A 24465-nucleotide genomic window follows, 5' to 3' on the forward strand; every position below is an offset into this window, starting at 1 on the left:
TCAGGGAACTTGTCGCGGAATGGGAAGTGCCTGTCCGCGCTTCCGCGCCCGCGCTTCACCGCGCCGCCGCTCCTTGTCCAGATCGGCCAGGTAGTCGTCGAAATCCACCTGCATGGTGTGCCGCTTTGACTTGACGTAGCGCGCGAACATCCGCGCCCGTTCGCGTTCCATGTCAGCTTCCATGTCGGCACGGGATGGTAAGGCGTATTCACCCTTCAAATAACTTGCCACCCACTGTCCCTGGGCCTCTGCCAGCGGCATGATCGCACCCAGCGGTTGGAGCAAGCCAATGAAGAAAACATTTGGAATGTCCGGTTTGAACACCCGGCGGAACAACGGCAGGTCGTTGTCTGGGGCGGAAATGAAGTCTTCATCAAAGAAGGGAAACGTCACCTTGTAGCCTGTGCAATACACGATGACATCTACATCCTCGATGCTGCCGTCAGTGAAGCGAACCTGGCTGCCGAGGAGTTCCGCAATGTTCGGTTTGGGGGTGATGACGCCGTGGGTGATCCGGTCGAGAATGCGGCCGGAAATCGTTGGGTGCGCTTCGCCGAAGCGGTGGTCGGGCTTGGGCAATCCATAATCTTCCATGCGCCCCACGGTCAGCCGTAACGTCCACTCAAACATGCGCTGCCGCACTGACCAGGGAATTTTGGCGGTGGTCACGATCTGGTCGAGCGGCTTGCCAAAAATGTACTTAGGGATGATGTACGCCCCACGTCGCGCCGCCAGAAAGGTTTGCTTGGCAACTTCGCTGGACTCACAGGCGATGTCCATGGCGCTGTTGCCCATGCCCAGAATGACTACGTTTTTGTCACGAAAGATGTCGTTGTCAATGTAGTGGTGGGAATGGAGCGTCAACCCTTGAAACTCACCAGGGAATGGCGGCTCTGGGTAGCGTGGATTCCAGTGGTGACCGTTGGCCACAATGAGCGCGTCATAGCGTGACGTACGGCCGTCATCGAGCGTGATGACCCATGTGCCATCACTGACCTGCTCCGCGCGCCTAACGCCGGTTTCAAACTGGATGCGCGACCGAAACCCAAAATGGTCAACGTAGGCGTCAAAGTATTCAGCGACTTGTGAGTGGTGCGGGAAGGTTGGATAGTGCTTCGGCATCGGGAAGTCGGAATACTGCATCCGCTCGCGGGAGGTGTTGATGAAGAGCCGGCGGTAGGCCGAAGACATCCCGTTCTTGTTGCCAAAAACCCAGTTGCCGCCAACCCGGTCACTTTTTTCATAGCAGTCAAAATCAAAGCCGTGCTCGTAGAGGGCTTTGGCTGCGGTAATGCCAGAGCAGCCGGCGCCGATGATGCAAACTTTTGGAAGTTCAGCCGTTGTGCGTGCCATGGGTGTGAACGGTCTCAAAAAATCAGCGGCTTGGGGAGCGACAGGCAATGAGTGTAGAACATGATTCCACCCAAGCAACAAGTGAATGCTCCGAAACTGTCTGACTGGAAGTCGAGTTGGTGTAAGCATTGCGCTTGTTGGCCGGCTATGTCATCCATGCGCCTATGACCGACCGCCGATTCTACGTCACCACGCCGATTTACTACGTCAATGCGCGTCCGCACTTGGGCCACCTCTACACAACCCTGCTGGCCGACACCTTGGCGCGGCATTACCGGCAGCGCCGCTTTGAAACCTTCTTTCTCACGGGGACAGACGAACACGGTCTCAACATCGAACGTGCGGCGGCGGCGGCCAACCGCCCGGTCAAAGCGCATGTGGATGCCATCGTCACCGAATTTCAGACGACCTTCGCGGCCTTTGGGCTTCAAGCCGACCGTTGGATTCGCACGACTGACCCGGCCCACATTGCCGGCGCGCAGGCGCTGTGGCGGCAGGTGCGTGACCGCGGCTACATCTACAAGGGGCATTACGAAGGTTGGTACTGCTCAAGCTGTAACGAGTTCAAGGACGAAATAACGCCGGGTGAAGCGCCGGTCTGTGACATCCATTTGCGCCCGACCGAGCGCGTTGCGGAAGAAAGTTACTTTTTCAAGCTCTCGGCTTTTCGTGAGCGGCTGCTGGCTTTCTACGACACCCAACCCGATGCCGTGCAGCCCGATACCCGGCGCAATGAGGTGCGCAGCTTCGTTTCCGCCAACTTGCGCGACCTCTCCATCAGTCGCGTCTCGGTCAAGTGGGGCATCCCGGTGCCTGACGATCCGGCGCACACGATGTATGTCTGGTTTGATGCGCTCTCGAACTACATCACGGCGCTTGGGTATGGCAACGCGGTCTGGGCGGAGTTTGACCGCTTCTGGCCGCATGTACTGCATTTGGTAGGGAAGGACATTTTGCGTTTTCACGCCGTGTACTGGCCGGCATTTTTGATGGCGGCAGAATTGCCTTTGCCGCAGCGCGTCTTTTCACACGGGATGTGGCTTTCCGGGGGGCGCAAGATGTCGAAAACGCCGGATGCCAGCGGTCGCTCCAATGCCATTGATTTGAGCGTGCTGCGGCGTCATTTCGCCAATGACGTGGTGCGGTATTTTTGCTTGCGCGAGATGGCCTATGGGCAGGATGGAGACTTCACCTATGAGGCTCTCATTGACCGCGCCAACGGTGATTTGGCTTCCGGGTTGGGCAATCTGGCCAGCCGCGTGCTGACGCTCATTCGCAAGGCCTTTGACGGGATAGTGCCGAATGTGCCGCTCGATGCCCCGGAAGACGCTCGCGCCGCTGCCGCCGCCATCGCCGAACGATTTGCCGCGCAGCCGCCAGTGTTTCTTGCCCACATCGAGCGCCTGGCTCTCAACCGAGCGCTGGAGGCAGCCTGGGAACTCGTCGCTTTGCTGGACAAGTACCTGAGCGATACGACGCCGTGGAAGTTGACCGGCGACCCGGCAGCGCGGCCGCGCCTGGCAACCATTTTGCACACGGTGGCCGAAGGGCTACGCCACCTGGCCGTTTGGCTCTACCCCTTCCTGCCCGATGCCACCACTGCGCTCTGGCATCGGTTGGGGCTGCCGGGCCAACCGGCGGCAGTTGCTCCCGAAGACCTCTCATGGCAGCGTTTCGAGAACGCGGTCGTCACCGACGGCCCCGGACTTTTCCCACGTTTGGATAAAACAGCCATCATGAGTGATATTGAAGCCACCACCCAACCGGCCCCGGCGGCTGCGCCGCCAGCCCCAGACACTGGACAACCAACCACCGAAACGAACTACATCGCAATAGACGACTTTGCGAAGGTCGAACTGCGGGTGGGGCAGGTGATTGAAGCCGAGCGGGTGCCCAAAGCGGATAAGCTCCTGCGCTTGCAAGTGGATGTCGGTGAAGCGACCCCACGCCAGATTCTGGCCGGGATTGCGCAGTACTACGCCCCGGAAACGCTCATCGGGCGGAAAATTGTCGTTGTGGCAAATCTGGCTCCGCGTAAGCTCCGTGGGTTTGAATCCAACGGCATGTTGTTGGCCGCTTCGGTCGGCGAGCAAGGACAACCGGTCATTGCCACGTTCACGGAAGACGTGCCAAACGGCGCGCGGCTCAAGTAATCATTCGCCTGCCCCCAGCGTATTTCTCAAGTCTTGACGACGGCGGAGGACCACAGGCCACCATGCAGACCAAACTCCTGACCAAGCGATTTGAAACGCCTAACTCCCGCAGCATCGAAACGTACCTTGCCGACGGTGGCTACACTGGGCTGAGAAAGGCCCTGACGACGATGCAGCCGGCAGAAGTGATTGAGGAAGTCAAAAAATCCTCCCTGCGGGGGCGCGGGGGCGCCGGCTTTCCCACCGGGATGAAGTGGGGGTTCGTTCCCGTCAACTCACCCAAGCCGAAGTACGTCGTCTGCAATGCCGATGAAAGCGAGCCGGGCACGTGCAAAGACCGCGAACTGATGGAAAAAGACCCACACCAGCTTGTTGAGGGGTTGCTGATTGCGGCCTACGCGCTGCTGTCCAGGCAAGTCTTCATCTACATTCGTGGCGAGTACTGGTACTTAATCGCGATCCTCGAGCAAGCAATTGCCGAGGCGCGCGCGCAGGGGTTTGTCGGAAAAAGCATCTGCGGCACGGATTTTGACTGCGAGATTGTCGTTCACCCAGGAGCTGGAGCCTACATTTGCGGCGAGGAAACGGCGCTGCTCAACTCACTGGAGGGCTACCGCGGGCATCCACGCATCAAGCCACCGTTTCCGGCCGTCGCCGGGCTATACGGCTGTCCGACGGTGGTCAACAACGTCGAGACGTTTTGCGCCGTGCCGCACATCGTCGTCAACGGCGGCGATTGGTACCGTGGCTTGGGGACGGAAAAATCCGGTGGGACGAAAATTTTCTCGGTCAGCGGTCACGTCAATCGTCCGGGCAACTATGAAGTCCGTATGGGCTATCCGCTCAAGCAACTGATTGAAGAAGACTGCGGTGGCATACGCGGCGGGCGCAAGCTCAAGGCCGTCATTCCGGGCGGGTCGTCAGTGCCGATTATGACGGCCGAGGAAGTTGAGCAAGCCACGCTGGACTACGAAGGGATGGTCAAGGCCGGTTCGATGCTCGGTTCCGGGGGCGTGATCGTCATGGATGAGACAACGGACATCTTCATGACGACCTACAACTTGATCCATTTTTACAATCACGAATCCTGCGGCTGGTGTACGCCCTGTCGGGAGGGCACGGATTGGTTGCTCAAGCTCTTCAAGAAAATCGCGCGCGGCGAAGGCACGACGGCCGACCTGGACACCATCAAGCGCCTGTGCCCAAACATCGAGGGACGGTCGCATTGTCCCCTGGGTGATGCGGCAGTGTGGCCGATTACAAGCGCGATGAAAAAATTCCCGGAAGACTTTCTCAAGCACGTCAAACCGGTTGCCGCTCCGGCAGCCGCCTAACGTGTCATGCCGGAAGCACCGCGCCGGGCCATCTTTTTCGACCGCGATGGCACGCTGAATGAAGAGGTTGGCTACATTAACCACCTGTCGCGCTTTCGGCTGTTGCCGATGGCGGCCGCGGCCGTCCGTGCCGTCAAGGCTGCCGGCTGGCGGGCAATTGTCGTTACCAACCAGGCCGGCGCGGCACGGGGATACTTTCCCGGCTGGATGATTGATGCCGTCCACGAACGGTTACGGGAAGATTTGGCTGCCGCCGGGGCCGAACTCGACGCTGTCTATGTTTGTCCGCATCACCCGACGGTTGGCGAGCCGCCGTACCGCTTGGATTGTGCGTGTCGAAAGCCAAAGCCTGGCTTGCTGCTCCAGGCGGCACAGGATTTTGGGTTGGACCTGACGCAGTGTGTGGTGATTGGCGACCGCTACAGCGATGTGCAGTTGGCGCATCGCGTTGGCGCACGCGGCGTGTTAGTGCTAACCGGCTATGGACGTGGTGAGTATGAGCATTACCGCGATGGCTGGCTGCGTCAGCCGGACTTCATTGCCGAAGACGCCTTGGCCGCCGTCGTCTGGGCGCTCGCGTAATGGGCAACGGCCCAACAGTTACGCCGAGCTGACGTTGAAAGGGCAGGGGGATGACAGGTGGCACGCCAGGCAACCTTCACCGCCGCAAAGCACGCCTTGATGAGGTTTTAGGCTCATCGGGGTTTGGGGTGATGGGGGCGCGTGTACTGGGTCCGACACGCCCCCGGCGACTTCCCAGGCGGGACACAGCGCTTTGGCTGGGCGAACCCGCGCCTAGAATCGGATGATCAGTCCGGTGCTAACTCGAACGCCATTCTGGCTGTCAGCAATCCGGTTGTCTCTGATGAACTGGTAGTCAACCGAAACTAGACGAAAGGCGACGCGCTTGCTCTGTGTGAGGTTGACGTCGAGTCCTCCGCCACCAATGAAGGTAAATGAGGTGGCATCGTCTTCAATTCGTGGAACCGCCGGTACATTTGTCGAGAACCGAGTGCTCACGCGCGTTGCACCGAACAGGGCGCGGACAAACGGCTCCACCCGACCATCTGGGTTGAAGCGATACACTGGGCCGGCCACAAAGGTGTTGTAGCGCGCGCGCAAATCAGCCGTGACCGTGGTGGGTGGCGTCCCGACCGTCAGGCTCGCGTCGCGGTTGCCCGTACCAAAGGTGTATTCACCATTGATGCCAAAGCTTTTGGTCAACCAGAGATTCGTTCCTACGCTAAAACCATTGGCATTGAGGCTATCACCGTTGGAACGATTGTTTTGAAAGGTGTACGTACCGTACACGTCGGCTCGACCACTTGGTGTAGATTGCGCATAAGACACCGCGCTAAAGCAAAAAGCGGCAAAAGCAAGCCAGATCAGTTTTTTCATGTTTTGAAACTCCTTGGTTTTTTTGAAGTGACGCGCGTGCCAGACGCCACTTGGCGCACCGCGTGACTGGAGCGTGGATACGAACGAAGCGGTTGGATGGTTCGCTTTTTTTCCTGGCGCTGGCAGGCGTTGGGCCGTCGCGTGTTTCGAGACCGCTCGCAGATGGCCTCATTGCTGATTTGCCAAGTTTTGCTCGCTTGCTTACTATCCGGCGTCGGCTGTGGGCTATGGATGCGTAACAACGAACAGGCTGAACGACGATGAACACCATTGAATGGACACCGGCTGGGCTGTGCCTGCTTGATCAGCGCGTGCTACCAGCCGAAGAGGTTTACCGCACCTACACAACCTACGAGGCAGTTGCGGAGGCTATTCGGAGCATGGTCGTGCGCGGCGCGCCGGCCATTGGGGTAGCAGCGGCTTTTGGGATTGCGTTGGGGGTTCAGTCGAGTGTTGCGGCGGGTGAGAACCTTCCGGCAGCTTTTGAGCGCATTTGCCAGACCCTTGCCGCCACGCGCCCGACAGCGGTCAACCTGTTTTGGGCAATTGACCGTATGCGACGCAAATTTGAACAGGCCGTGGCGGACCGTCTGGCCGGTGACGAACTGGCGCAGGCGCTGGTTGCTGAGGCCCAGGCCATCCAGGCGGAAGACGTTGCGGTCTGCCGTCAGATCGGTCGCCATGGGGCGGCATTGGTTCCAGACGGCGCGACCGTCCTGACGCACTGCAACGCCGGCGCCCTGGCAACGGCCGGCTACGGTACGGCGCTTGGCGTCATTCGCGCCGCCGTTGAAGCAGGCAAGCAAGTCGCCGTTTATGCTGACGAGACGCGCCCGTTCCTCCAGGGGGCGCGGCTCACCGCCTGGGAACTCATGCGCGATGGCATCCCCGTAACACTGATTTGCGATAACATGGCCGGCCATTTTATGAAGTTAGGTCGCATTAGCTGCGTCGTCGTGGGCGCTGACCGGATTGCCGCCAATGGCGATACGGCTAACAAGATCGGCACGTATATGGTTGCGGCGCTGGCGCACCGCCATCGCCTCCCGTTTTATGTGGCCGCGCCCATTTCGACGTTTGACCTGACGCTTGAAACCGGCGCTGGCATTCCTATCGAAGACCGCGCTGCCCAGGAAGTGACCCACATCGGTAGCCACTGCATTGCTCCCCCGAACGTTGCGGTGGCAAACCCGGCATTTGATGTGACTCCACACGAACTCATCACAGCTATCATCACCGAGCGTGGGGTAGCCTATCCACCTTTCACGGCAACGCTGCGCCAGCTTGTTGCCAACGCCTGAGATCGCCTGAATACACATGTTCCCGCTTGAACAAAAAATTGGGCAACTGCTGTTTATTGGATTACCCGGTCCGACGCTCGACGCTGACTCACAGCAACTGATCAAGGCAATTCAGCCAGGGGGCGTCATTCTGTTTGCGCGCAACCTCGAATCACCTCAGCAAACCGCCGAACTCAATGCCGACATCCGCCGTTTTAGTCGGGTGATGCCGCTCGTCTCGATTGATCAGGAAGGTGGACGGGTGGACCGTCTCCGCCAGATGGCAGGGCCAATGCCCTCAGCCAAGCAAATTGCCAAGGCTGACGATGCCAAGCTGGCTTTCGAGTTGGGGGTTGTGACGGCCGACTTACTCCGTCCGCTCGGCTTCAACATGAATTTCGCGCCGGTCCTCGATCTCGACGTTGCCGGTGACCGACCGAATGGTTTGGAAGAGCGGTGTTGGGGCATGAGTCCGTTGACGGTGATTCGCTTTGCCGGCACATACCTCGAGGGGCTGCAAAATCACGGCATTCTGGGTTGCGGCAAACACTTCCCAGGATTGGGCGATACGACGGTAGATTCGCATCATGTGCTGCCGACTGTCGAGCGTTCCGAAAAGCAACTCTTGGCTGAAGACTTGCGCGTGTATTCAGATTTATTTGGCACACTCTACACCCGCGTTCCGGCAGTCATGATTGCCCATGCCAGCTATCCGGCGTTTGATGGTCATGGTGGCATCCCGGCGTCGCTGTCGCGCAACATCGTGACCGACCTGCTACGCAAACGGATGGAATTCTCTGGCATCGCCATTTGTGATGACCTGGAGATGGGCGCAATTCAAAAGACCATCGAGTTTTCTGAAGCCGTGGTGCGGGCTATCGAAGCCGGCAATGACATGCTGCTCGTTTGCAGTCGTCCCGATTTGATCCGCGAGGCGCAATCGGCGCTCGTGCGGGCGGTCGAATCGGGACGTATTCCGCGTCCCAGGTTGGAGGCTTCGATTGACCGGATTGCCAAGATCAAGGCTATGGTCATGGCTCCGCAGCCCTACAGTGCCGAAGCCTTTCGCCGCGCAACGGAGCGATTGGCGGCCATCCATCGCGCGGTGGGTGAAGCTTCGACGCTGCAAGAAAGTTTTTTATGACCCCTACCGCCCAACGCTGGCTGCGATTTCTTGCACTGACCGGCGTCCTGGTCATGACGGCCTACTTGGTATCGTACTTCGTGACGCGCCGGACGCCGCCGAAGCGTCCGAGTGAAGCGCGCCAGAACCTCACGCCGGATATTGAGGTCGTCTCAAGTGATTTTCAGTACGTTCACAAAGAAGGCAACGTGACCCGGCTGATTCTGCAAGCGAAACGGGATACCGCGTTTGTGGATGGGCGACACAAACTCGAAGGTATCGAGTTGCAATCCTTTGATGCGCAGGGGCAAGCAACGGGCAAGCTGACCGCTGACGCCTGTGATTATGACCCGACGGCGCGGGTGTCTGACTTTCGGGGCCATGTCGTCATCACGACAGCGCAGGGGTTGGACGTCAGGACCGAGACATTGCGTTACGACCGCGAAGCCGAAACTGCCACGACATCAGACCCGGTGCAGTTTGTTCGCGGGCGGATTCGTGGCGAAGCCACTGGCGCGCAACTCGATGGCAAGGCGGATCGGCTGGTGTTAGAGAAAGCCGTACGGCTGACCATCGCGCCTGAAAAGCCAGACCAACCGACTTCGGTCATCACGTCAGGCCGGGGCGAGTATTTGGCCCCAGACAAGCGGATTGTGCTGAGTGGTGGCGCAAGTGTCACACAACGCGGCGATGCCCTTTCCGCCCAAACCTTGACGGCGCAGCTCGACGAAGCGCAGCGCCTGCGCCGCGTCGAAGCGCAGACGGCGGCTACCTTGCGAAGCACGGAGAAGAACTTCAGCCTGACGGCGCAGACGCTCACGTTTGATTTCGAGCCGACGGGTGGGCTGACCCGCGCAACCGGCCTTGGGCAGGCGCTCCTGCGTCAGCAAGGTGAGACTGAGCGCCGTGAAGTGTCTGGTGACCGCATGGAAGCGACGTTTACCCGTGGCGCAAGCGCTAGTGACATCACCACCGCACAAGCGACAGGCAATGCCCGTCTGCGCATCGAGTCACTGGCTGCGACAGCTTCGGCCGAGCAAAAGGTGCTTGAAGCCGGCCGCTTGGACGTGACCTTTGCACCGGGTGGACAGGTGATGCAATCGGCGTCGGCCGATGGCGGGGCTAAGTTGGTGACGACGCCGCTTGCAGCAACGCCCCAGAGCGAGCGGAAGACCATTCGCGCCCCACGTTTCGATGCGACCTTTTACCCGGACGGCAAGGTACAAACCTATGTGGCGACAGGTGGGGTCGAAGTGCTGGTCGAGCCGATGCAAGCCGGGACGAACCGTCTGTCGCGCAAGACGACCAGTGACCGCGCGGAAGCCAACTTTGACCCTACTCGCGGCGACCTGACCCGCATCGTTCAAACCGGAAACGTCGCGTTTGAGGAAGGTCCGCGCCAGGCAACGGCCGAGCGGGCGACGTTCATTCGTGAGCGCAACGTCATCGAGTTGCGCGGCGAGACGAAGCGCCCTGCGGTCTGGGACGACACCGCGCGCGCTGAAGCCCGCGAACTCGACCTTTCAACCTCCGCGCGCGAGCATGTGGCGCGTGGGGATGTCCGAACGACCTACTACGACGCCCGTCAAGCCGGGAGCGCCGGGATGTTTGGGCAGCCCAGCGCCCCAGTTTTTGTGACTTCCCGCGAGGCTCGCGCCGAACCACAGCGCGCCATGTTCACGGGCGATGCGCGTTGTTGGCAGGGCGATAGTTTCGTGCGTGGGGATCGGCTGGAGTTGTTCAAAAGCGACCGCCGATTGACGGCGACCGGGAACGTTTCGACAGCTTTTTACCGGGTGGCCCGCTCAACGGCGAGCAGGCCCGAAGCCAATCGTTCAGCATCGGTGGAGGGTCAGTCGCCGGTCTTTGGCACGGCACAAACCTTTACGTACAGCGATGTTGAGCGCCGGGCGCGGTACACCGAACAGGTCAAGCTCGTGCAGGGTGATGCCACATTGACGGCGGATGCCGTGGATGTTGAACTCGCCGCCCGTGAAAATCGGCTCGAACGAATGACCGCCACCGGCAGTGTGGTCATCGTCCAGCCAGGACGCCGCGCCGTTGGCGATCTGGCGCGTTACACGGCGGCCGACGACCGCTATGTGGTGACCGGCAATCTGGCGCGGGTTGAGGATGCCGAACGCGGCGTATCAACCGCGCCAGAAGTCTCCTTCGCCAAGTCAGATGGCATTGTCCGCGCTTCGGGTGGTGGACGCCCACAGCGTGTCCGCACGACCTATCAGTCAAAACCATAGGTGGGTCGGGGATGCCCCAGGTTTTGAGCTTGCTAGGTTTCAATCGGAATGCGTGCCGCGCCATGCTGGTTGAAGTCTGATGCTTATCAATGGTGATGGTGAAACAATGTTCAAAAGTGTGGTGTGTATGTTGTTTTGAAATCGGCATTTGGGCTTTTGATTGTTCCAACAATGCGCCCCAGTTGCGTTTCACGCCCGATTTCCTTGGTACTGCCGTTCTCTGGCTATCGCCAGGTGATGATCTTCAAGTGAGATAGGAAGGCGGCTTTCAAAACGGAAGACTTGGTGAACTAGTTATTCGGCGACGTGTCAGCCTCTCGCATTGTGGTTTTTGGGGGAGGGTTGGCAGGAGTCAGCTCTGCCGGTGAGCGAAACTGTAGTCAGCCGGGCTTCGCCCCCCATGCACACAGGTATCACGGAGTATAATGGTCAAGTAATGATTTCGCAGGTGGTCGCCCAATGCCTAATGTGTTAGCTACATTGCACCCTTTTGAGCGCAGCTTATCGGTGTCAATGGAAGATATTTCCATGACACTTCAATCTATAAGTAGCATTCCTTGGGCTGACTTTCTGCTCAATCCTCGCCGTCTCCGAGGTAGCGACTTTCTCATGCGTTGGTCTCAAGGTGTGTGGAGTGAAAAACTTCTAACTCAATCCGTGAATGCGACGGGAAGGTATTTCGCTTTGCCCTACGGGCCGAGTGGAACTGCACCGGCCAATGATGTCCAGGCGTTTGAACAGTACTTTGAGCAGCTTGAGAAAGCTGGATTGGGCAGGGTCAAACGTCCTGACCTCCTAATCTACCGAGTTGAGGAAAAGGGAAATGTAGAATCAGCGGTTGAAAGACTCGGCGGAATTAGCAAGTTGCCCTTTACGCCTGAAGACAATAAGAATATGAAAAACCTGTTAGCAACTGCCGTTATTGCAGTGGAATGTGAGAACAGCCTTTGGCGAGCTAAACAAATGCCAGATTATTGTTCGGAACTCAAACCGCAGAAACGGCTTAACCAGCGTCTTGGGCTCAAGAAGACGGCAGTGGTTCCAACGATAATCATTAAGAATGAAGATAGGAAACCACTGGGCGATTGGCAGATGAATACAAACATCCCGATTCACATTTGGCATGCATTTTTTGACAAGGCCTATGGAATATCCTTTGACAAGGCAAACCGACTTATTAATGAGGGGAGCATTGAGCCTACTAAACAAGTGTTTCAAGCGCCTGGTGGTGCCATAACCGAGAAAATCATCTACAAGATATATCACCACTATGCCTATCCATTGGGGAAGACCGTCGAGGAACCAACATTGGTTGCCAAGTCCATTACGGACAAGAATGGACACATTCTTCCATACGTGCACTTTGAGGGCGGGAAGTTCGAACTGAGTAACGAGGCGTTGCAAGTTTTGGAAATCTCGCAGAGGCAACATGAGACCAATCTGCCACCAGAGGCTTCCGAAGGATAGATGTGAACGGGAGGCGCTTCGCCAAACCGGGCAGTTTTGGACTCCGGATTGGGTTGCGGAGTTCATGGTCGCTTACGCGCTGCAAGACCGGCCAACTTGGCTGCTCGATCCCTCCGTCGGCACGGGCGTCTTTTTCCGCGCGGCAAAGCGCTACGCCGCCGTGAACCGTCTGGAGCTCACGCTCTTCGGACGAGACGTTGACCCGGACATGCTTGCGCATGCGCAGACATCAGGATTGGACGCCACCGACTTACGACATGTGGAAATCGGAGACTTCGTGCTCAATCCGCCATCTGAGAAGTTTCCGGCCATCGTTGCCAACCCGCCTTACATACGTCACCATCGCCTTTCGGCATCACAAAAGGCTTCCTTGCGTGACTTCGCGCGCGCGACCATCGGCAGAGACATTGATGGACGCGCCGGATTCCATGTCTATTTTCTCCTCAGATCCCTGTGCGCGCTCAAGTCTGGAGGGCGACTTGCTTACATTGTGTCCGCTGACATTTGTGAAGGTGTGTTTGCTGATACGTTGTGGAAATGGATAACCTCCCAATACAAGCTTGATGCTGTAATTACATTTTCCACGGATGCAACGCCGTTCCCCGGCGTGGACACCAACGCGCTCGTTTTCTGCATTCAAAACGAGCGACCGGCGGAACGCTTCGCTTGGGTAACGTGTACCTGTCCTGATGCTGCGGAATTGGTCTCTCTGCTGTCAGGACGGAAATTGCAGGAATACAAAACGGTGGAAGTGTATGAACGAACGCTCGTCGAGGCCCTTTCCACTGGACTGTCACGCGCGCCCGCTCAGGCTGTGACCAATCGGTACACGCTTGGCGACTTCGCCTCGGTTATGCGGGGCATTGCGACGGGCGACAATGATTTTTTCTTCCTGACGCGGCGGCGCGCGAAAGAACTTGGAATCCCTGAATCGCTGTTGGTCAAGGCGGTGGGGCGGATGCGGGACATTGTGGGGGAAGACTTCTCAAATGAAGATGTTGAGCGCCTTGAAGACCGCGGACGGCCGACCCGGCTGCTCAATGTCAACGGGTTATCCTTTGATCAGCTCCCCGTCGCTGTTCAGAAGTATTTGAAGGAAGGCGAGGCCCGCGGTCTGGATAAAAAAACGTTGATTCGGACCCGGAAGCCTTGGTACCGAATGGAGACCCGAAAAAGTCCCCCGATCCTGTTTGCCTATCTTGGAAGACGAAACGCACGCTTCATTAGAAACCGCGCCGGTGTCGTCCCGCTGACCTGCCTCTTGTGCGTCTATCCTAAACAAGCGGATACGGCGTTTGTTGACCGTTTGTGGAAGGTGCTGTCCCACCCGCAGACAATCGGCAATCTCCGTGCGGTGGGCAAGTCCTACGGAGGCGGCGCTATTAAGGTCGAACCTCGCGCGCTGGAGCGTCTGCCGTTGCCGGATGAACTGGTTCGCGCGGCAGGACTCGATGACTATGCAAAAACGGTGAAGCCGCCGACACTATTCGACTAAGGTTCAAGCCATGCCGATCGTGTCATCTCCGCTCTTTGTTTGTACGGCATTGTTGCAAGCGCCTCATGAGGTTTGCTTCATCAGGTTTGCTCCTGCCGCGGGGCATCGGAGATGCCCGACGCGCGACGCCTGGCGGCACAGGTCGTTGGCTATGACACGCCCAATGGCGAATGGCAAAATCGGGCAAGCCCGTGGCTTGGCAATGAGCGTCGGCCACCAGCGCATCCGCTCTTTCGATTGTGACGTCCGTCGCTACAGGTTCGGCAGGGCTATGCTGACCATCGGCCTTCTCCGCAACGTGCGGATGCCGAAGCCGTGCGGCGACGGTGATTTCCACCAGTTCAGATTTGTTTCACCATCGTTGGCGTCCGCCAGAATGCGCAACCGTGAAACGTGCCTGTGCCTTCCCAACCCAAGACCGGGCGGTAATCACTTGGGCATGACATAGCCGCGCCGCGTCCGTACGACGGCCCCTTCCCTCCGCACCTTGACTTGAATGCGCCGGAAGGTTCCATCGCGGCGCGCATCCCTGGGGTAATACCCAAAGCTGTAAACCGAGCGCAGTTCTGCCGCGACCGCCGCGTAGCAGTCCTCTAAATCCTCAACGGTTTTGGCATAGAACATACGCCCGCCGGTCAAGGTCGCCAATTCACGCAACTGCGTCCGGGCAATGGCATAGCCCGCTCGCGCCCGCGGGCCGTACCGCTCAACCGTCTCGGCCTCGGTGTCGAGGTAGATGGGAAGCAGCATCGCATCGCATTCCTGAGCCAAGGCGCGCAGCTCCTCGTAGGTCGTGCGTGAGCCGTAATCCGGGCCGCCTGGTGGCAGCACGTTGTCCAGTCCGTCCGTCACCATCACGATGGCGTTGCGCTCGCCGCGCACGTCGCGCAACACGGAGTTCATCGTCCCAGCCAGCGCGTCGTAAAAGTTCGTTCCCCCTTCGGGCCGGCGAATCTCGTCCAAGCGTTCGCGCAACTTACGGCGGTCGTTGGTGAGCGGACAAATCAAACGTGCCGTGTCGGAAAATGTCACCACCGCCATGCGATCTTCCGGGCGCAGGGCCGCCAAAAAGCCAAGCGCGGCCCGCCGAATGACCGCCAGCTTCTCGCGCGTGCTGCCGCTCAGGTCAAGCAGCAGCACCAGATTGAAAGGTGTCTCCAACGTGCCGAAATAGGTGACTTCCTGCGGCTCGCCGTTTTCCAAAACGACGAAATCGGCCGGTTGCAAGCCGCGAACCGGTGTCCCGTTGGGGGTGGTAATCACCGCGTTGAGCAGGACCAACGTGGATTCCAAAACCACATCACTGCCCTCGGTAGCGCTGAATGGCTCATCAGCGGCGGCTACTGTCGGACGCTCTAGCGCCGGAGGCTCCTGCCGCTTGCCCTCTAGAGACAGGGGACGAACCACAATATCGCCACGGTCGGTTTGCGCGACCAAAATGGCTCCGCCCCGTCCCATCTGCCCGTGCAGCGAACGTTCGTCGGGCGTTCCGAATCGCCGCAGCGGCAACTCGGCGCGGACGACCCCATGGGCGCTCGTCCAGGTCACATCGGCGTCTGCATCCGGTGGCAGGCACAGCTCAATGTTGCCTTGGTAGGCCGTGGCAATGAGTCCGGCCGGGAGTCCCTCCACGCGCAACGTTCCAACCTCGCTCATCAGGCGCAGGTAGGTGTCCTCCGGCACGAGCACCTCCAAATCTACGCCCGTGACGGTCGGCGGTGGGTCGGTGACGATGTTGAGCTGCTGGGGCAGTTCTTCGAGGGTGACTTCCTCGGCGCGCACTGGCGGACCCGGCGCGGCGTGGCGCGTCGCCGTGATGACGACATCGGGCCGGGCAACAATCTGGACCCGAATGTTGCCCCGCGGGTTCCGAATGCGAATCGTGCTTTTCGGCGGTAGCAGGGTACGGGTGTCGTCAAAGTAGCGTTTCACCGGCCGGCGCGGCTCAAAGTCCTGCTGGGTCCAGCCCGAAAGTTCACCGACCCACCCAAGCAGCGCCAAACCAACCAGGAGTGAGCGCAACCGGCGCGCAGACCACATAGGCTCTTCTCGTTACGGCGCGGGCGTTGCCGAAAGAATGACATCCGCGATGGATTGCCGCTCGCCGTCAGGCTCAAATGCCAGACTGGCCGCGACCAGCCGCAGGTTGACAATCGTCATGTCAAAGACATCCCGATGTGAAATCTCGGCTTCGCCATCGGTGAAATTCAGCGGGCAAACATCGAGCAGTCCGCCGTCTTCCGTCGTCTCGTCGAGGTAGAGCAGCGGAAAGCCGTGGGTGCGACAGAGCACCGGCCGCGCCGGATAGACTGCGCAGGCCTCATTCACCAGCGCCGGACACGGCACGTTCCGCTCCGGATCCGGCGGAAACGTCAGCGTACCGTTGGGCGTGACGGTTGACGCCAAGTCAGCTTCACGGTGGCGTGTCGCCTGCGCCTGCTCACGCAACCGCGCTTGGGTCGGCGCGTCCAGCGCGGCGACATGCTCCCGCAGCCGCGCCGCCTCGATGGGCAAAATTGTCAAGTGCTGCTGGCAACATCCTGTGCAACCCAGGCGACAGGTAATCGCCGTGGGAAAGCGCGACCGGAGCGTTGCCGCGAAACGCTCGATATCGGCTAGGAGTTGGTCATAGGCCGCGCGGGCGGCCTCCGGCGTCGGTCGTTCGGACATGGCGCAACGTTCTCGCTAGTCACCAACCAGCTAGTCACCAACCAGTCGGTGGTAAGCCTCCCAGTACCGCCGGCGCGTCGCCTCAGTGATGTCGTCTGGGAGCGGGGGCGCGGGGGGCTGCTTGTTCCAATCCAGGGTTTCGAGATAATCCCGCACGAACTGTTTGTCAAACGAAGCTGGACTGCGCCCAGGGGCATAGCTGGCCGCGTCCCAGTAGCGAGATGAGTCCGGCGTCAGGGCCTCGTCAATCCATACGAGCTGGCCGTCAGGGTCGAGACCGAACTCAAACTTGGTGTCACAGAGGATGAGTCCCCGCGTGCGAGCGTACGCTGCCGCCGCCGCGTAAAGCTCAAGCGTCACTGCCTTGAGCCGCTGCGTCAACTCGATTCCGATGCGGTCAGCCATTTGTTCCAGTGAAATGTTTTCATCGTGACCGGTTTCAGCCTTGGTGGCCGGTGTAAACAGCGGTTCGGGCAGTTGGTCAGCCTCCCGCAATCCCGGCGGCAATGCCAGTCCACAGACGCGCCCGGTGCGTTGGTAGTCTTTCCAGCCGGACCCGGCCAAGTATCCGCGCGCCACGCATTCAACCGGCAACGGCGTGGTTTTGCGCACGAGCATGGTTCGGCCAGCCAAATGGTCGCGGTACGGCTGGACGACGGCCGGGAAATCATCTGGATTACAGGACAAGACATGGTGCGGCGCAATGTGACCCAGGTGGTTGAACCAAAAAGCCGATAGGGCCGTGAGGACGCGCCCTTTGTCAGGAATTGGCGTCGGCAAGATGCAATCAAAAGCTGAAATCCGGTCGGTGGCCACCATGAGCAAGGCATGGCCTAGGTCATAGACCTCACGCACCTTACCCGACCGAAAGCGCGGTAGGTCAAGAAACGTCGTCTCGGTGAGGGCTGGCAACCTACTCGGCATCATGGCGTTTCGGGGAAATCAGGCGCTGATTTGCGCGCTCGAACCTTGGCAAAGAGTGGACGTCGCCACCGGATGCGTGGGCGAATGCGCCAGCGCTCGCGGAGCGGCAAGCGGGGTGAGGTGTCAATCCGGTCGCGTACGGCAACGTAGAAGTCCTTGAAGTAGTTCCACATGGACCACAGGGCGGAAATCACGACGATCCATAGAACGAGTCGCCCGGTGCCATAGGCAATGATTCGCAGCGCCTCGATGCCAAACGTCCCCTGCCAAAGTGTGAGGACTGCCTCGCGCACCGCGGCGACCGAGGATGTGCCCACCGGAAGCGGTGGCTTTCCTTCGTGACTGCCCAGCATCAGGCAAGTAATCGCCACGACTTGCGACAACATCTTGAACTTGGCCATCCGCGAAGCGGCAATCGTGACCCCCTGCTGGGCGGCAATGCTACGCAGGCCAGAAACGGCAAACTCCCGGCCGATGATGATGACGACGGCCCACCCCGGCGCCAGCTTGTTTTCGACCAGCGAAATCAGCGCGGCCGAAATCAGGAGTTTGTCGGCGATGGGGTCAAGCAGCGTTCCGAGCGTCGTCACCTGTCCCCGGCGGCGCGCCAGGTAGCCATCGAGTAAGTCCGTCAGGGATGCGCCCAAAAAAAGCGTGACGGCCAGCAACTGGCGCGGCAGCCCAAAGACCGACTCTGAGACGCTTGTCATCAGAACGACGACCATGAGCGGCACGACGAAGATACGTGAAACCGTCAGTGTGTTTGGCAAATTCACGATAGACGCCCCCAAACCAACATCCAACTAAAACAACACCGGAAACAAGAACCACGACCGAACGCGGCCGCCAGGCCCACATCAGAAAAGCTTGAGGCGAATGGTGAGATACTTTTTCGGGTCTTGTCGAAAATCAACCAAGAGTTGATTTGCCTGGGCAGAAGTTGCCGTCAGATTATCGTAAAGCTGGGGGTCGCGCAGCAGTTTTCCAGCCGAGCCATCCCCCCGTTCCAGTCCGGCCAGGAGATTGTTGAGGCTCGTGAGGGTTTGCTCCGCATCGCGGTAGAGCTTGTCTTCACGCAGGAGACGGCCGACGGTGCCTTCACCACGTTCGAGGCGCGTCATCGCGTCTTCGAGTTTGGCCGATGTCCGGTCGAGCCGTTCCAAAACGGCGACGACTTCCTGATAGGCCCGGTCGTCGGTCGCCAGTTTGCCCAGTGTGCCGCGCCCGTCGCTAATGTCAGCGATGAGCTTTTCGACACGGCGCACCGAGGCGTCGAGGTCGTCATACAGCCGTGGATCGTTGATGAGCTTCGCGGCCGTCCCTTGCCCGCTGCGAACCTCCTGCACGAGACGCGCCGCTTCAGCCGCCGTGCGCGTCAGGTTTTCGTAAAGGTCGGCATCGGAGACCAGGCGTCCGACCGTGCCTTCGCCCCGATTGATCTTGTCGGCGATTTGCTTGAGCGAGTCGGACAGCGTCGTGAAGTTGGCCAGAATGTCGTCCGCGCCAGAGATGATCTGGCGGATTGTGGTTTCTGACGCCCCACCAATCAAGTCACCACTGCTGACGGGCGCAGCCGCCAGCGTGCCGGGCGTGATATCCACAACTTTGTCGCCGAGCAAGCCCACCGAGCCTAAAATCACTTGCGAGTCCTGCCGGATACGCTCGCCGGCCGGCTTGCCATCAATCACGGGGTCAATGGCCAACTCAAGCTCGACGGTCTGGGCCGCTCCCTGATCCTGGGGCACCGGCAGGAGGATGATCCGCTGCACCTTGCCCACTTTGACGCCGGCCAGCCGCACTTCGGCTCCTGGACGCAGCCCATCCACACTGGCCAACCGGGTGCGAACCACCATGTCCCGCCGAAATGGGTTGAGGTCGCCGCTGATGGTCAGAATCGTGGCAATCAGGACGCCGATGGAGACCAGCGTCATGAGTCCAACCCGCAAATCGAGAATGGAGAGTTTTTTCTTCGCCATACGCGCGTCCTCTGCCTAGTCCAGCTCTAAAAACGTCCGAATGTAGGGGTCGGATGAATTCCAAAAGGTGTCGGCGTCGCCCTCCAACATGACCTTCCCGTGGCGCAGCATGACGAAGGTGGTGGTGGTTCCGCTGCCGCGCGCATTCTTCTGGATGGCGACCTCGCCATTGTCGCCAATGGTCGCGTGGTGGTCCGCCAGCATGACGGCGTCTTGAATGCGGTGGGTCACAAACAGCGAACTGACGCCTTCCAGGTCACGCAACTTGATGGCGAGTTCACAGATGGTGCGCGCCGTCGGCGGGTCAAGTCCGGCGGTTGGTTCATCATAAAGAATGATCTTCGGACTCCCCACCAGCGCCCGCGCAATCCCGACACGGCGCCGCATTCCACCTGATAGCTCTGACGGCATCTTATTGATGGCCTCTTCCAGGTTGACGAAACGCAGCATGCGGCGCACGGTTTCTTCAATTTCTTCTTCATCGGCCCCCTGCTCGAACAGGCGGTAGCCGACGTTCTCATAGACTGACAAGCTGTCGAAAAGCGCTCCTTCTTGAAAGATCATGCCAATCTTCTGCCGCCGCGTTGTCAACTGGGATTCGCCAAAGTCGGTAATGTCTTCGTTATCCACGATGATGCGCCCACTGTCGGGCTTGAGCAGTCCGAGGACAAGTTTCAAAACGGTGGACTTGCCCGTTCCAGACCCACCCATCAGGATTTTGGTTTCGCCGGGATGGACGCCAAAACTCACGCCGTCGAGCACTTTCTGCGCTCCAAACGCCAGGTGAACGTCTTGAAACTCGATGGCGTATTCGCTCATCGTGACTTTGGAAAGCGGTCTGGGCACACTGTCGTTCAGGCCATGCCGCTCAGGGTCAAAATTAATCGGGTCAGGAAAAAATCTGACACCAGAATCAACACAATCGACACTACCACGGACGTCGTCGTGGATTGCCCAACGCCAACCGTCCCCCCACGAGTTCGGAGTCCGCACCGACAGCCAACGACCGCCACAATCAAGCCAAAGACACCAGTCTTGAGAAAGGTTCCCCAGATGTCGTCATAATTGAGCGCTTCTCGTGCCGATGACAAATACACCGACGACGGGATTTGTAAAAGCGTAATGGCCACAATCAGCCCACCGATAATGCCCACGACATTGGCAAACACCGTGAGAATCGGCGCCATCGTTAGCAGGGCCAGCAAGCGTGGCCGCACAAGTTTGCGAAAGGGATCGGTGCCGAGCGCGCGCATGGCGTCAATCTGCTCGCTGACACACATCGCGCCCAGTTCAGCCGCAATGCCCGAACCGGCCCGCCCGGCCAGCAAAATGCAGGTCAGGACTGGACCTAGCTCGCGGAGCAACGACGTTGCCACCAGGCGTCCCGTGTAGTTTTGTGCGCCAAACGACCGAAGTGTGCCGGCTGTTTGCAACGCCAGCACGGCGCCAATGAAAAAACCGGCCAGCAGGACAATCGGCAACGTGCCAAAGCCAATTGAGTCCATTTGCGCGACCGTCTCCCGCCAGTACACGGGCCGGCGAAACGGATACCGTAAAGCTCGCCAGACGAGTAGCGTGCTTTCCTGAAGCTCGGTCAACAAGACAAGGAAGAAGTTCACAAGCGGTGGAACAAAACCAAGAAATCGTCGGCCCGCGACGGGTTTCGCTCAGAGACACCGCCGACCACGGCACTTTTATGGAGTCTAAGCAATCGGTGTCAAGCCTTTGGACGTACAAATCCTTGAGCGCCAGATGCTTTTTGCTACCGTGCCGCTTGGCGCGGAGCGTCGCCATTGGACATCACCCGGCCATCACCTGAGATGGAGCTGTCACACGCGACTTGCCAGCATGGTAATCCTGCAAACGACCAACCACAAACTGGTCGTGCTGGAGGGCCTGAATGGCGCTGGTGGCGGCAATCGCGCCCGTGATCGTCGTAATGCAGGGGATATTGTACTGAATGGCGGCCGCCCGAATCGCTTTCTCATCAAAGTGGGACGCCTTGCCAAGCGGTGTGTTTACGATCAAGTCCACGCGGCGGCTGCGCACCAAGTCCACGATGTTCGGACGCCCTTCGTTGACCTTGAACACGACCTCAACCGGCAATCCGGCTTCGGACAGCAGTTCTTGGGTGCCGCGCGTCGCCACCAAGTGGAAGCCGAGTCGGTGCAACCGTTGCGCGACCTTCAGCGCGGTTGGTTTGTCGCGGTCATTGACACTCAGAAAGACGGTTCCGGTGCGTGGCAGCGGCGTGCCCGCGCCGAGCTGGGCCTTCCAGTACGCCAGTCCAAAGCTGTCTGCCACCCCCATGACTTCGCCAATCGAGCGCATTTCTGGCCCGAGCACCGGGTCCACGCCCGGAAACTTGATGAACGGAAAGACCGGCGCCTTGATGAAGAACCGTCCCACCGGAAGCATCGGCGGCAAGTTGAAGTCGGCAAGCCGCCGGCCAACCATCAGCCAGGCCGCGATTTTGGCAACCGGGACGCCCGTGGCTTTGCTGACGAAGGGCACCGTCCGGGAAGCGCGGGGGTTGACCTCCAGGACGTACACGATGTCGTCCTTGACCGCAAACTGAATGTTCATCAGTCCGATGACGCGCAGCGCGCGGGCCAGTTGCCGGGTGTAGCGCCGCATGACATCCAAGTGCCACGGTTCAATCAGGTAGGTCGGCAGGACGCTCGAACTGTCGCCCGAATGGACGCCGGCCTCTTCGATATGTTCCTGAATGCCGGCGATGCACACTTCCTCGCCATCGGACAGAGCATCTACGTCTACCTCAACGGCTGACTCCAAAAAATGGTCAATCAGCACCGACCGCCCTGGCGAAGCGCCGATGGCTTCCACGACATAGCTGGCCAGACTCGGTTCGTCATAGGCAATCATCATCGCCCGTCCGCCTAACACGTAGCTTGGGCGAACCAGCACCGGATAGCCGACCGAGCGGGCGACGGCGCAGGCATCCTCCACGGTCGAAGCCACGCCGGACGGCGGCTGCGGAATGTCGAGCGCGCGCAGGAGTGCGCCAAAGCGCTCCCGGTCTTCGGCCAGATCGATGTTTTCAGGTGAGGTGCCAAGAATGGGGACGCCGGCCTGCCGCAGCCCATAGGCCAGATTGAGCGGCGTTTGTCCGCCAAACTGCACGATGACGCCTTCGGGCTGTTCGCGTTCGATGATGTGCATGACATCCTCGAACGTGACCGGCTCGAAATACAGCCGATCCGAGGTGTCATAGTCCGTCGAAACCGTTTCGGGATTGCAGTTGACCATGATGGTTTCGTAGCCGGCCTCGCGCAGTGCAAAACTGGCATGGCAACAGCAATAATCAAACTCGATCCCCTGCCCGATCCGGTTTGGGCCACTTCCCAAAATGAGAATTTTGCGCCGGTTGGTCGGGTCAGCCTCACATTCTTCGGCATAGGTCGAGTAAAGGTAGGGCGTGTATGACGCGAACTCCGCAGCGCAGGTATCAATCCGCTTGAAGACCGGGCGGATGCCGCGCTGCAAGCGGTGGTGGCGCACCTCAGCTTCGGTGCAACCAATCGTGCGCGCGATGCGACGGTCGGAAAAGCCCATCCGCTTGACCTTGCGCAGTTCGGCATCGGGGATGTCGGCGAGCGCCCGTCCGACAAGTTGATTCTGGGCGTCGGCAATTTCCTTGAGTTGATACAAAAACCACGGATCAATGGCCGTGAGTTCGTGCAGCTCGGTACAGGTCCAGCCCCGTTCGAGTGCCATTTGCAGGTAGCGCACCCGTTCGGGGTTGGGCGTGATGAGGTGCCGGCGGAGGTCGTCGTCGGTGGTGTAGGTGGGGAGCCGCGCCGCATGGGCTTCGAGCGACCGGAGCGCCTTCATGAAGGCTTCCTTGAAGGTCCGGCCAATCGCCATAGCTTCGCCCACGGATTTCATCTGCGTCCCCAGGACCGGCTCGGCTGCCTGGAACTTCTCAAACGCCCACTTTGGAATCTTGACCACCACGTAGTCGAGCGTCGGCTCGAAACTCGCCGGTGTTTGGCGTGTGATGTCATTTGGGATTTCATCGAGGGTGTAGCCAACGGCGAGCTTGGCCGCGATCTTGGCAATCGGAAACCCGGTGGCCTTTGAAGCCAACGCCGACGAGCGTGAAACACGCGGGTTCATCTCGATGACCCGCACCCGTCCGTCCCGCGGGTTGACGGCGAACTGAATGTTCGAGCCGCCGGTTTCCACCCCGATGCGGCGGATGATCTTGAGGCTGGCGTCGCGCAGGGCCTGGTATTCACGGTCGGTGAGGGTTTGCGCCGGCGCGACGGTGATGGAGTCGCCGGTGTGAACGCCCATCGGGTCGAAGTTTTCAATCGAGCAGACAATCACGATGTTGTCGGCGTGGTCGCGCATGACTTCGAGTTCGTACTCCTTCCAGCCGAGTACGGATTCCTCGACAACGACTTCCTGAACGGGGCTGAGTGCCAGTCCGCGCTCGACAATCTGGTAAAACTCCTCGTCATTGTAGGCAATGCCGCCCCCGGCCCCGCCCAACGTAAAACTCGGTCGCACGATGGCCGGATAGCCAATCGTCGCCCTGACGTCATCCAAGTTGGTTTCGGGTGTCACGAAGACCGCCTTGGTCATCTCAAGGCCGATCTCTTCCATGGCGGCTTTGAACTGCTTGCGCGACTCGGCCAGCTCGATTGCCTTGATGTTGGCTCCGATCAACTGGATGCCAAGCCGTTCAAGCACCCCAGCTTGCGCCAGTTGCATGGCCAGGTTGAGGGCGGTTTGACCACCGACCGTCGGCAGGAGGGCGTCGGGTCGCTCGCGCTCCAGGACGGCCGTCACCGCCTCCAGCGTCAGTGGTTCGATGTAGGTGCCATCAGCTAGTTCCGGGTCGGTCATGATGGTGGCCGGATTGGAGTTGATGAGAACCACCTCATACCCTTCTGCGCGCAGGGCTTTACAGGCCTGGGTGCCGGAATAGTCGAACTCACAGGCCTGCCCAATGACAATCGGCCCGGAGCCAATGACGAGAATTTTGCGTAAATCAGTGCGTTTAGGCAT

At 59.5% G+C, this 24465-nt stretch carries 19 protein-coding genes; 9 read left to right on the forward strand and 10 right to left on the reverse strand.

What is annotated here, in order from left to right:
* A complete protein-coding gene (locus J8C06_RS01470; protein ID WP_211429033.1) occupies nt 1-1353 on the reverse strand; it encodes a flavin-containing monooxygenase in 1353 nt (450 codons plus the stop codon).
* A 164-nt stretch (nt 1354-1517) separates the two neighbouring features.
* Between J8C06_RS01470 and metG the strand changes: the two genes are divergently transcribed.
* The 3 genes from metG to J8C06_RS01485 all read left to right on the forward strand — a co-directional run bounded on the left by metG (nt 1518) and on the right by J8C06_RS01485 (nt 5422).
* Complete coding sequence (gene metG, locus J8C06_RS01475; protein WP_211429034.1) at nt 1518-3506, forward strand: methionine--tRNA ligase; 1989 nt, start codon at nt 1518-1520, stop codon at nt 3504-3506.
* Nucleotides 3507-3568: 62 nt separating this feature from the next.
* The gene (nuoF, locus tag J8C06_RS01480; RefSeq protein ID WP_211429035.1) at nt 3569-4840 is read left to right on the forward strand and encodes an NADH-quinone oxidoreductase subunit NuoF; all 1272 of its coding nucleotides are present in this window, start codon (nt 3569-3571) and stop codon (nt 4838-4840) included.
* Between the two features lie 6 nt (nt 4841-4846).
* Complete coding sequence (locus tag J8C06_RS01485; RefSeq protein ID WP_211429036.1) at nt 4847-5422, forward strand: D-glycero-alpha-D-manno-heptose-1,7-bisphosphate 7-phosphatase; 576 nt, start codon at nt 4847-4849, stop codon at nt 5420-5422.
* Between the two features lie 213 nt (nt 5423-5635).
* On the opposite strand, the gene J8C06_RS01490 is transcribed toward J8C06_RS01485, so the two are convergent.
* Nucleotides 5636-6238 carry an outer membrane beta-barrel protein gene (locus J8C06_RS01490; protein ID WP_211429037.1) on the reverse strand — a complete coding sequence of 201 codons (603 nt, stop codon included), beginning with the start codon at nt 6236-6238 and terminating at the stop codon, nt 5636-5638.
* Nucleotides 6239-6498: 260 nt separating this feature from the next.
* Here J8C06_RS01490 and mtnA point away from each other — a divergent pair, with 260 nt between their 5' ends.
* The 6 genes from mtnA (at nt 6499) to J8C06_RS15280 (ending at nt 14101) form a co-directional block, all read left to right on the forward strand.
* Nucleotides 6499-7539 carry an S-methyl-5-thioribose-1-phosphate isomerase gene (mtnA, locus tag J8C06_RS01495; protein WP_211429038.1) on the forward strand — a complete coding sequence of 347 codons (1041 nt, stop codon included), beginning with the start codon at nt 6499-6501 and terminating at the stop codon, nt 7537-7539.
* A 16-nt stretch (nt 7540-7555) separates the two neighbouring features.
* Nucleotides 7556-8662 (forward strand): beta-N-acetylhexosaminidase, encoded by a 1107-nt coding sequence (gene nagZ, locus J8C06_RS01500; RefSeq protein WP_211429039.1) that lies wholly within the window; start codon nt 7556-7558, stop codon nt 8660-8662.
* Nucleotides 8659-10896, forward strand: coding sequence for an LPS export ABC transporter periplasmic protein LptC (gene lptC / locus J8C06_RS01505; protein WP_211429040.1), 2238 nt, complete (start codon nt 8659-8661; stop codon nt 10894-10896). The genes nagZ and lptC overlap by 4 nt, the downstream gene beginning before the upstream one ends.
* A gap of 459 nt (nt 10897-11355) precedes the next feature.
* Nucleotides 11356-12363, forward strand: coding sequence for an AccI family restriction endonuclease (locus J8C06_RS01510; protein WP_211429041.1), 1008 nt, complete (start codon nt 11356-11358; stop codon nt 12361-12363).
* Nucleotides 12326-13858 carry an N-6 DNA methylase gene (locus tag J8C06_RS01515; RefSeq protein WP_211429042.1) on the forward strand — a complete coding sequence of 511 codons (1533 nt, stop codon included), beginning with the start codon at nt 12326-12328 and terminating at the stop codon, nt 13856-13858. Before J8C06_RS01510 ends, J8C06_RS01515 begins: the two co-directional genes overlap by 38 nt.
* Before the next feature lie 111 nt (nt 13859-13969).
* Nucleotides 13970-14101 (forward strand): hypothetical protein, encoded by a 132-nt coding sequence (locus tag J8C06_RS15280; protein ID WP_281423834.1) that lies wholly within the window; start codon nt 13970-13972, stop codon nt 14099-14101.
* A gap of 186 nt (nt 14102-14287) precedes the next feature.
* Here the strand turns inward: J8C06_RS15280 and J8C06_RS01520 are convergent, their stop codons facing one another.
* From J8C06_RS01520 to carB, 8 genes are all read right to left on the reverse strand, one after another.
* Complete coding sequence (locus J8C06_RS01520; RefSeq protein WP_211429043.1) at nt 14288-15898, reverse strand: VWA domain-containing protein; 1611 nt, start codon at nt 15896-15898, stop codon at nt 14288-14290.
* Nucleotides 15899-15910: 12 nt separating this feature from the next.
* Nucleotides 15911-16528 carry a YkgJ family cysteine cluster protein gene (locus J8C06_RS01525; RefSeq protein ID WP_211429044.1) on the reverse strand — a complete coding sequence of 206 codons (618 nt, stop codon included), beginning with the start codon at nt 16526-16528 and terminating at the stop codon, nt 15911-15913.
* 30 nt (nt 16529-16558) lie between these two features.
* Nucleotides 16559-17455: a phosphoribosylaminoimidazolesuccinocarboxamide synthase gene (locus J8C06_RS01530; protein ID WP_211429045.1), complete on the reverse strand. Its 897-nt coding sequence runs from the start codon at nt 17453-17455 to the stop codon at nt 16559-16561.
* Nucleotides 17452-18228, reverse strand: a complete 777-nt coding sequence (gene pgsA / locus J8C06_RS01535; RefSeq protein WP_211429046.1) for a CDP-diacylglycerol--glycerol-3-phosphate 3-phosphatidyltransferase — start codon at nt 18226-18228, stop codon at nt 17452-17454. The genes J8C06_RS01530 and pgsA overlap by 4 nt, the downstream gene beginning before the upstream one ends.
* Nucleotides 18229-18309: 81 nt before the next feature.
* Entirely contained in the window at nt 18310-19428 is a 1119-nt protein-coding gene (locus J8C06_RS01540; RefSeq protein ID WP_211429047.1) for an MlaD family protein, read from the reverse strand.
* Between the two features lie 15 nt (nt 19429-19443).
* Nucleotides 19444-20274: an ABC transporter ATP-binding protein gene (locus J8C06_RS01545; RefSeq protein WP_246602058.1), complete on the reverse strand. Its 831-nt coding sequence runs from the start codon at nt 20272-20274 to the stop codon at nt 19444-19446.
* An 8-nt stretch (nt 20275-20282) separates the two neighbouring features.
* Entirely contained in the window at nt 20283-21047 is a 765-nt protein-coding gene (locus J8C06_RS01550; protein ID WP_211429048.1) for an MlaE family ABC transporter permease, read from the reverse strand.
* A 181-nt stretch (nt 21048-21228) separates the two neighbouring features.
* Nucleotides 21229-24465 carry a carbamoyl-phosphate synthase large subunit gene (gene carB / locus J8C06_RS01555; RefSeq protein ID WP_211429049.1) on the reverse strand — a complete coding sequence of 1079 codons (3237 nt, stop codon included), beginning with the start codon at nt 24463-24465 and terminating at the stop codon, nt 21229-21231.

The organism is Chloracidobacterium validum (assembly GCF_018304825.1).
Lineage (GTDB): Bacteria > Acidobacteriota > Blastocatellia > Chloracidobacteriales > Chloracidobacteriaceae > Chloracidobacterium > Chloracidobacterium validum.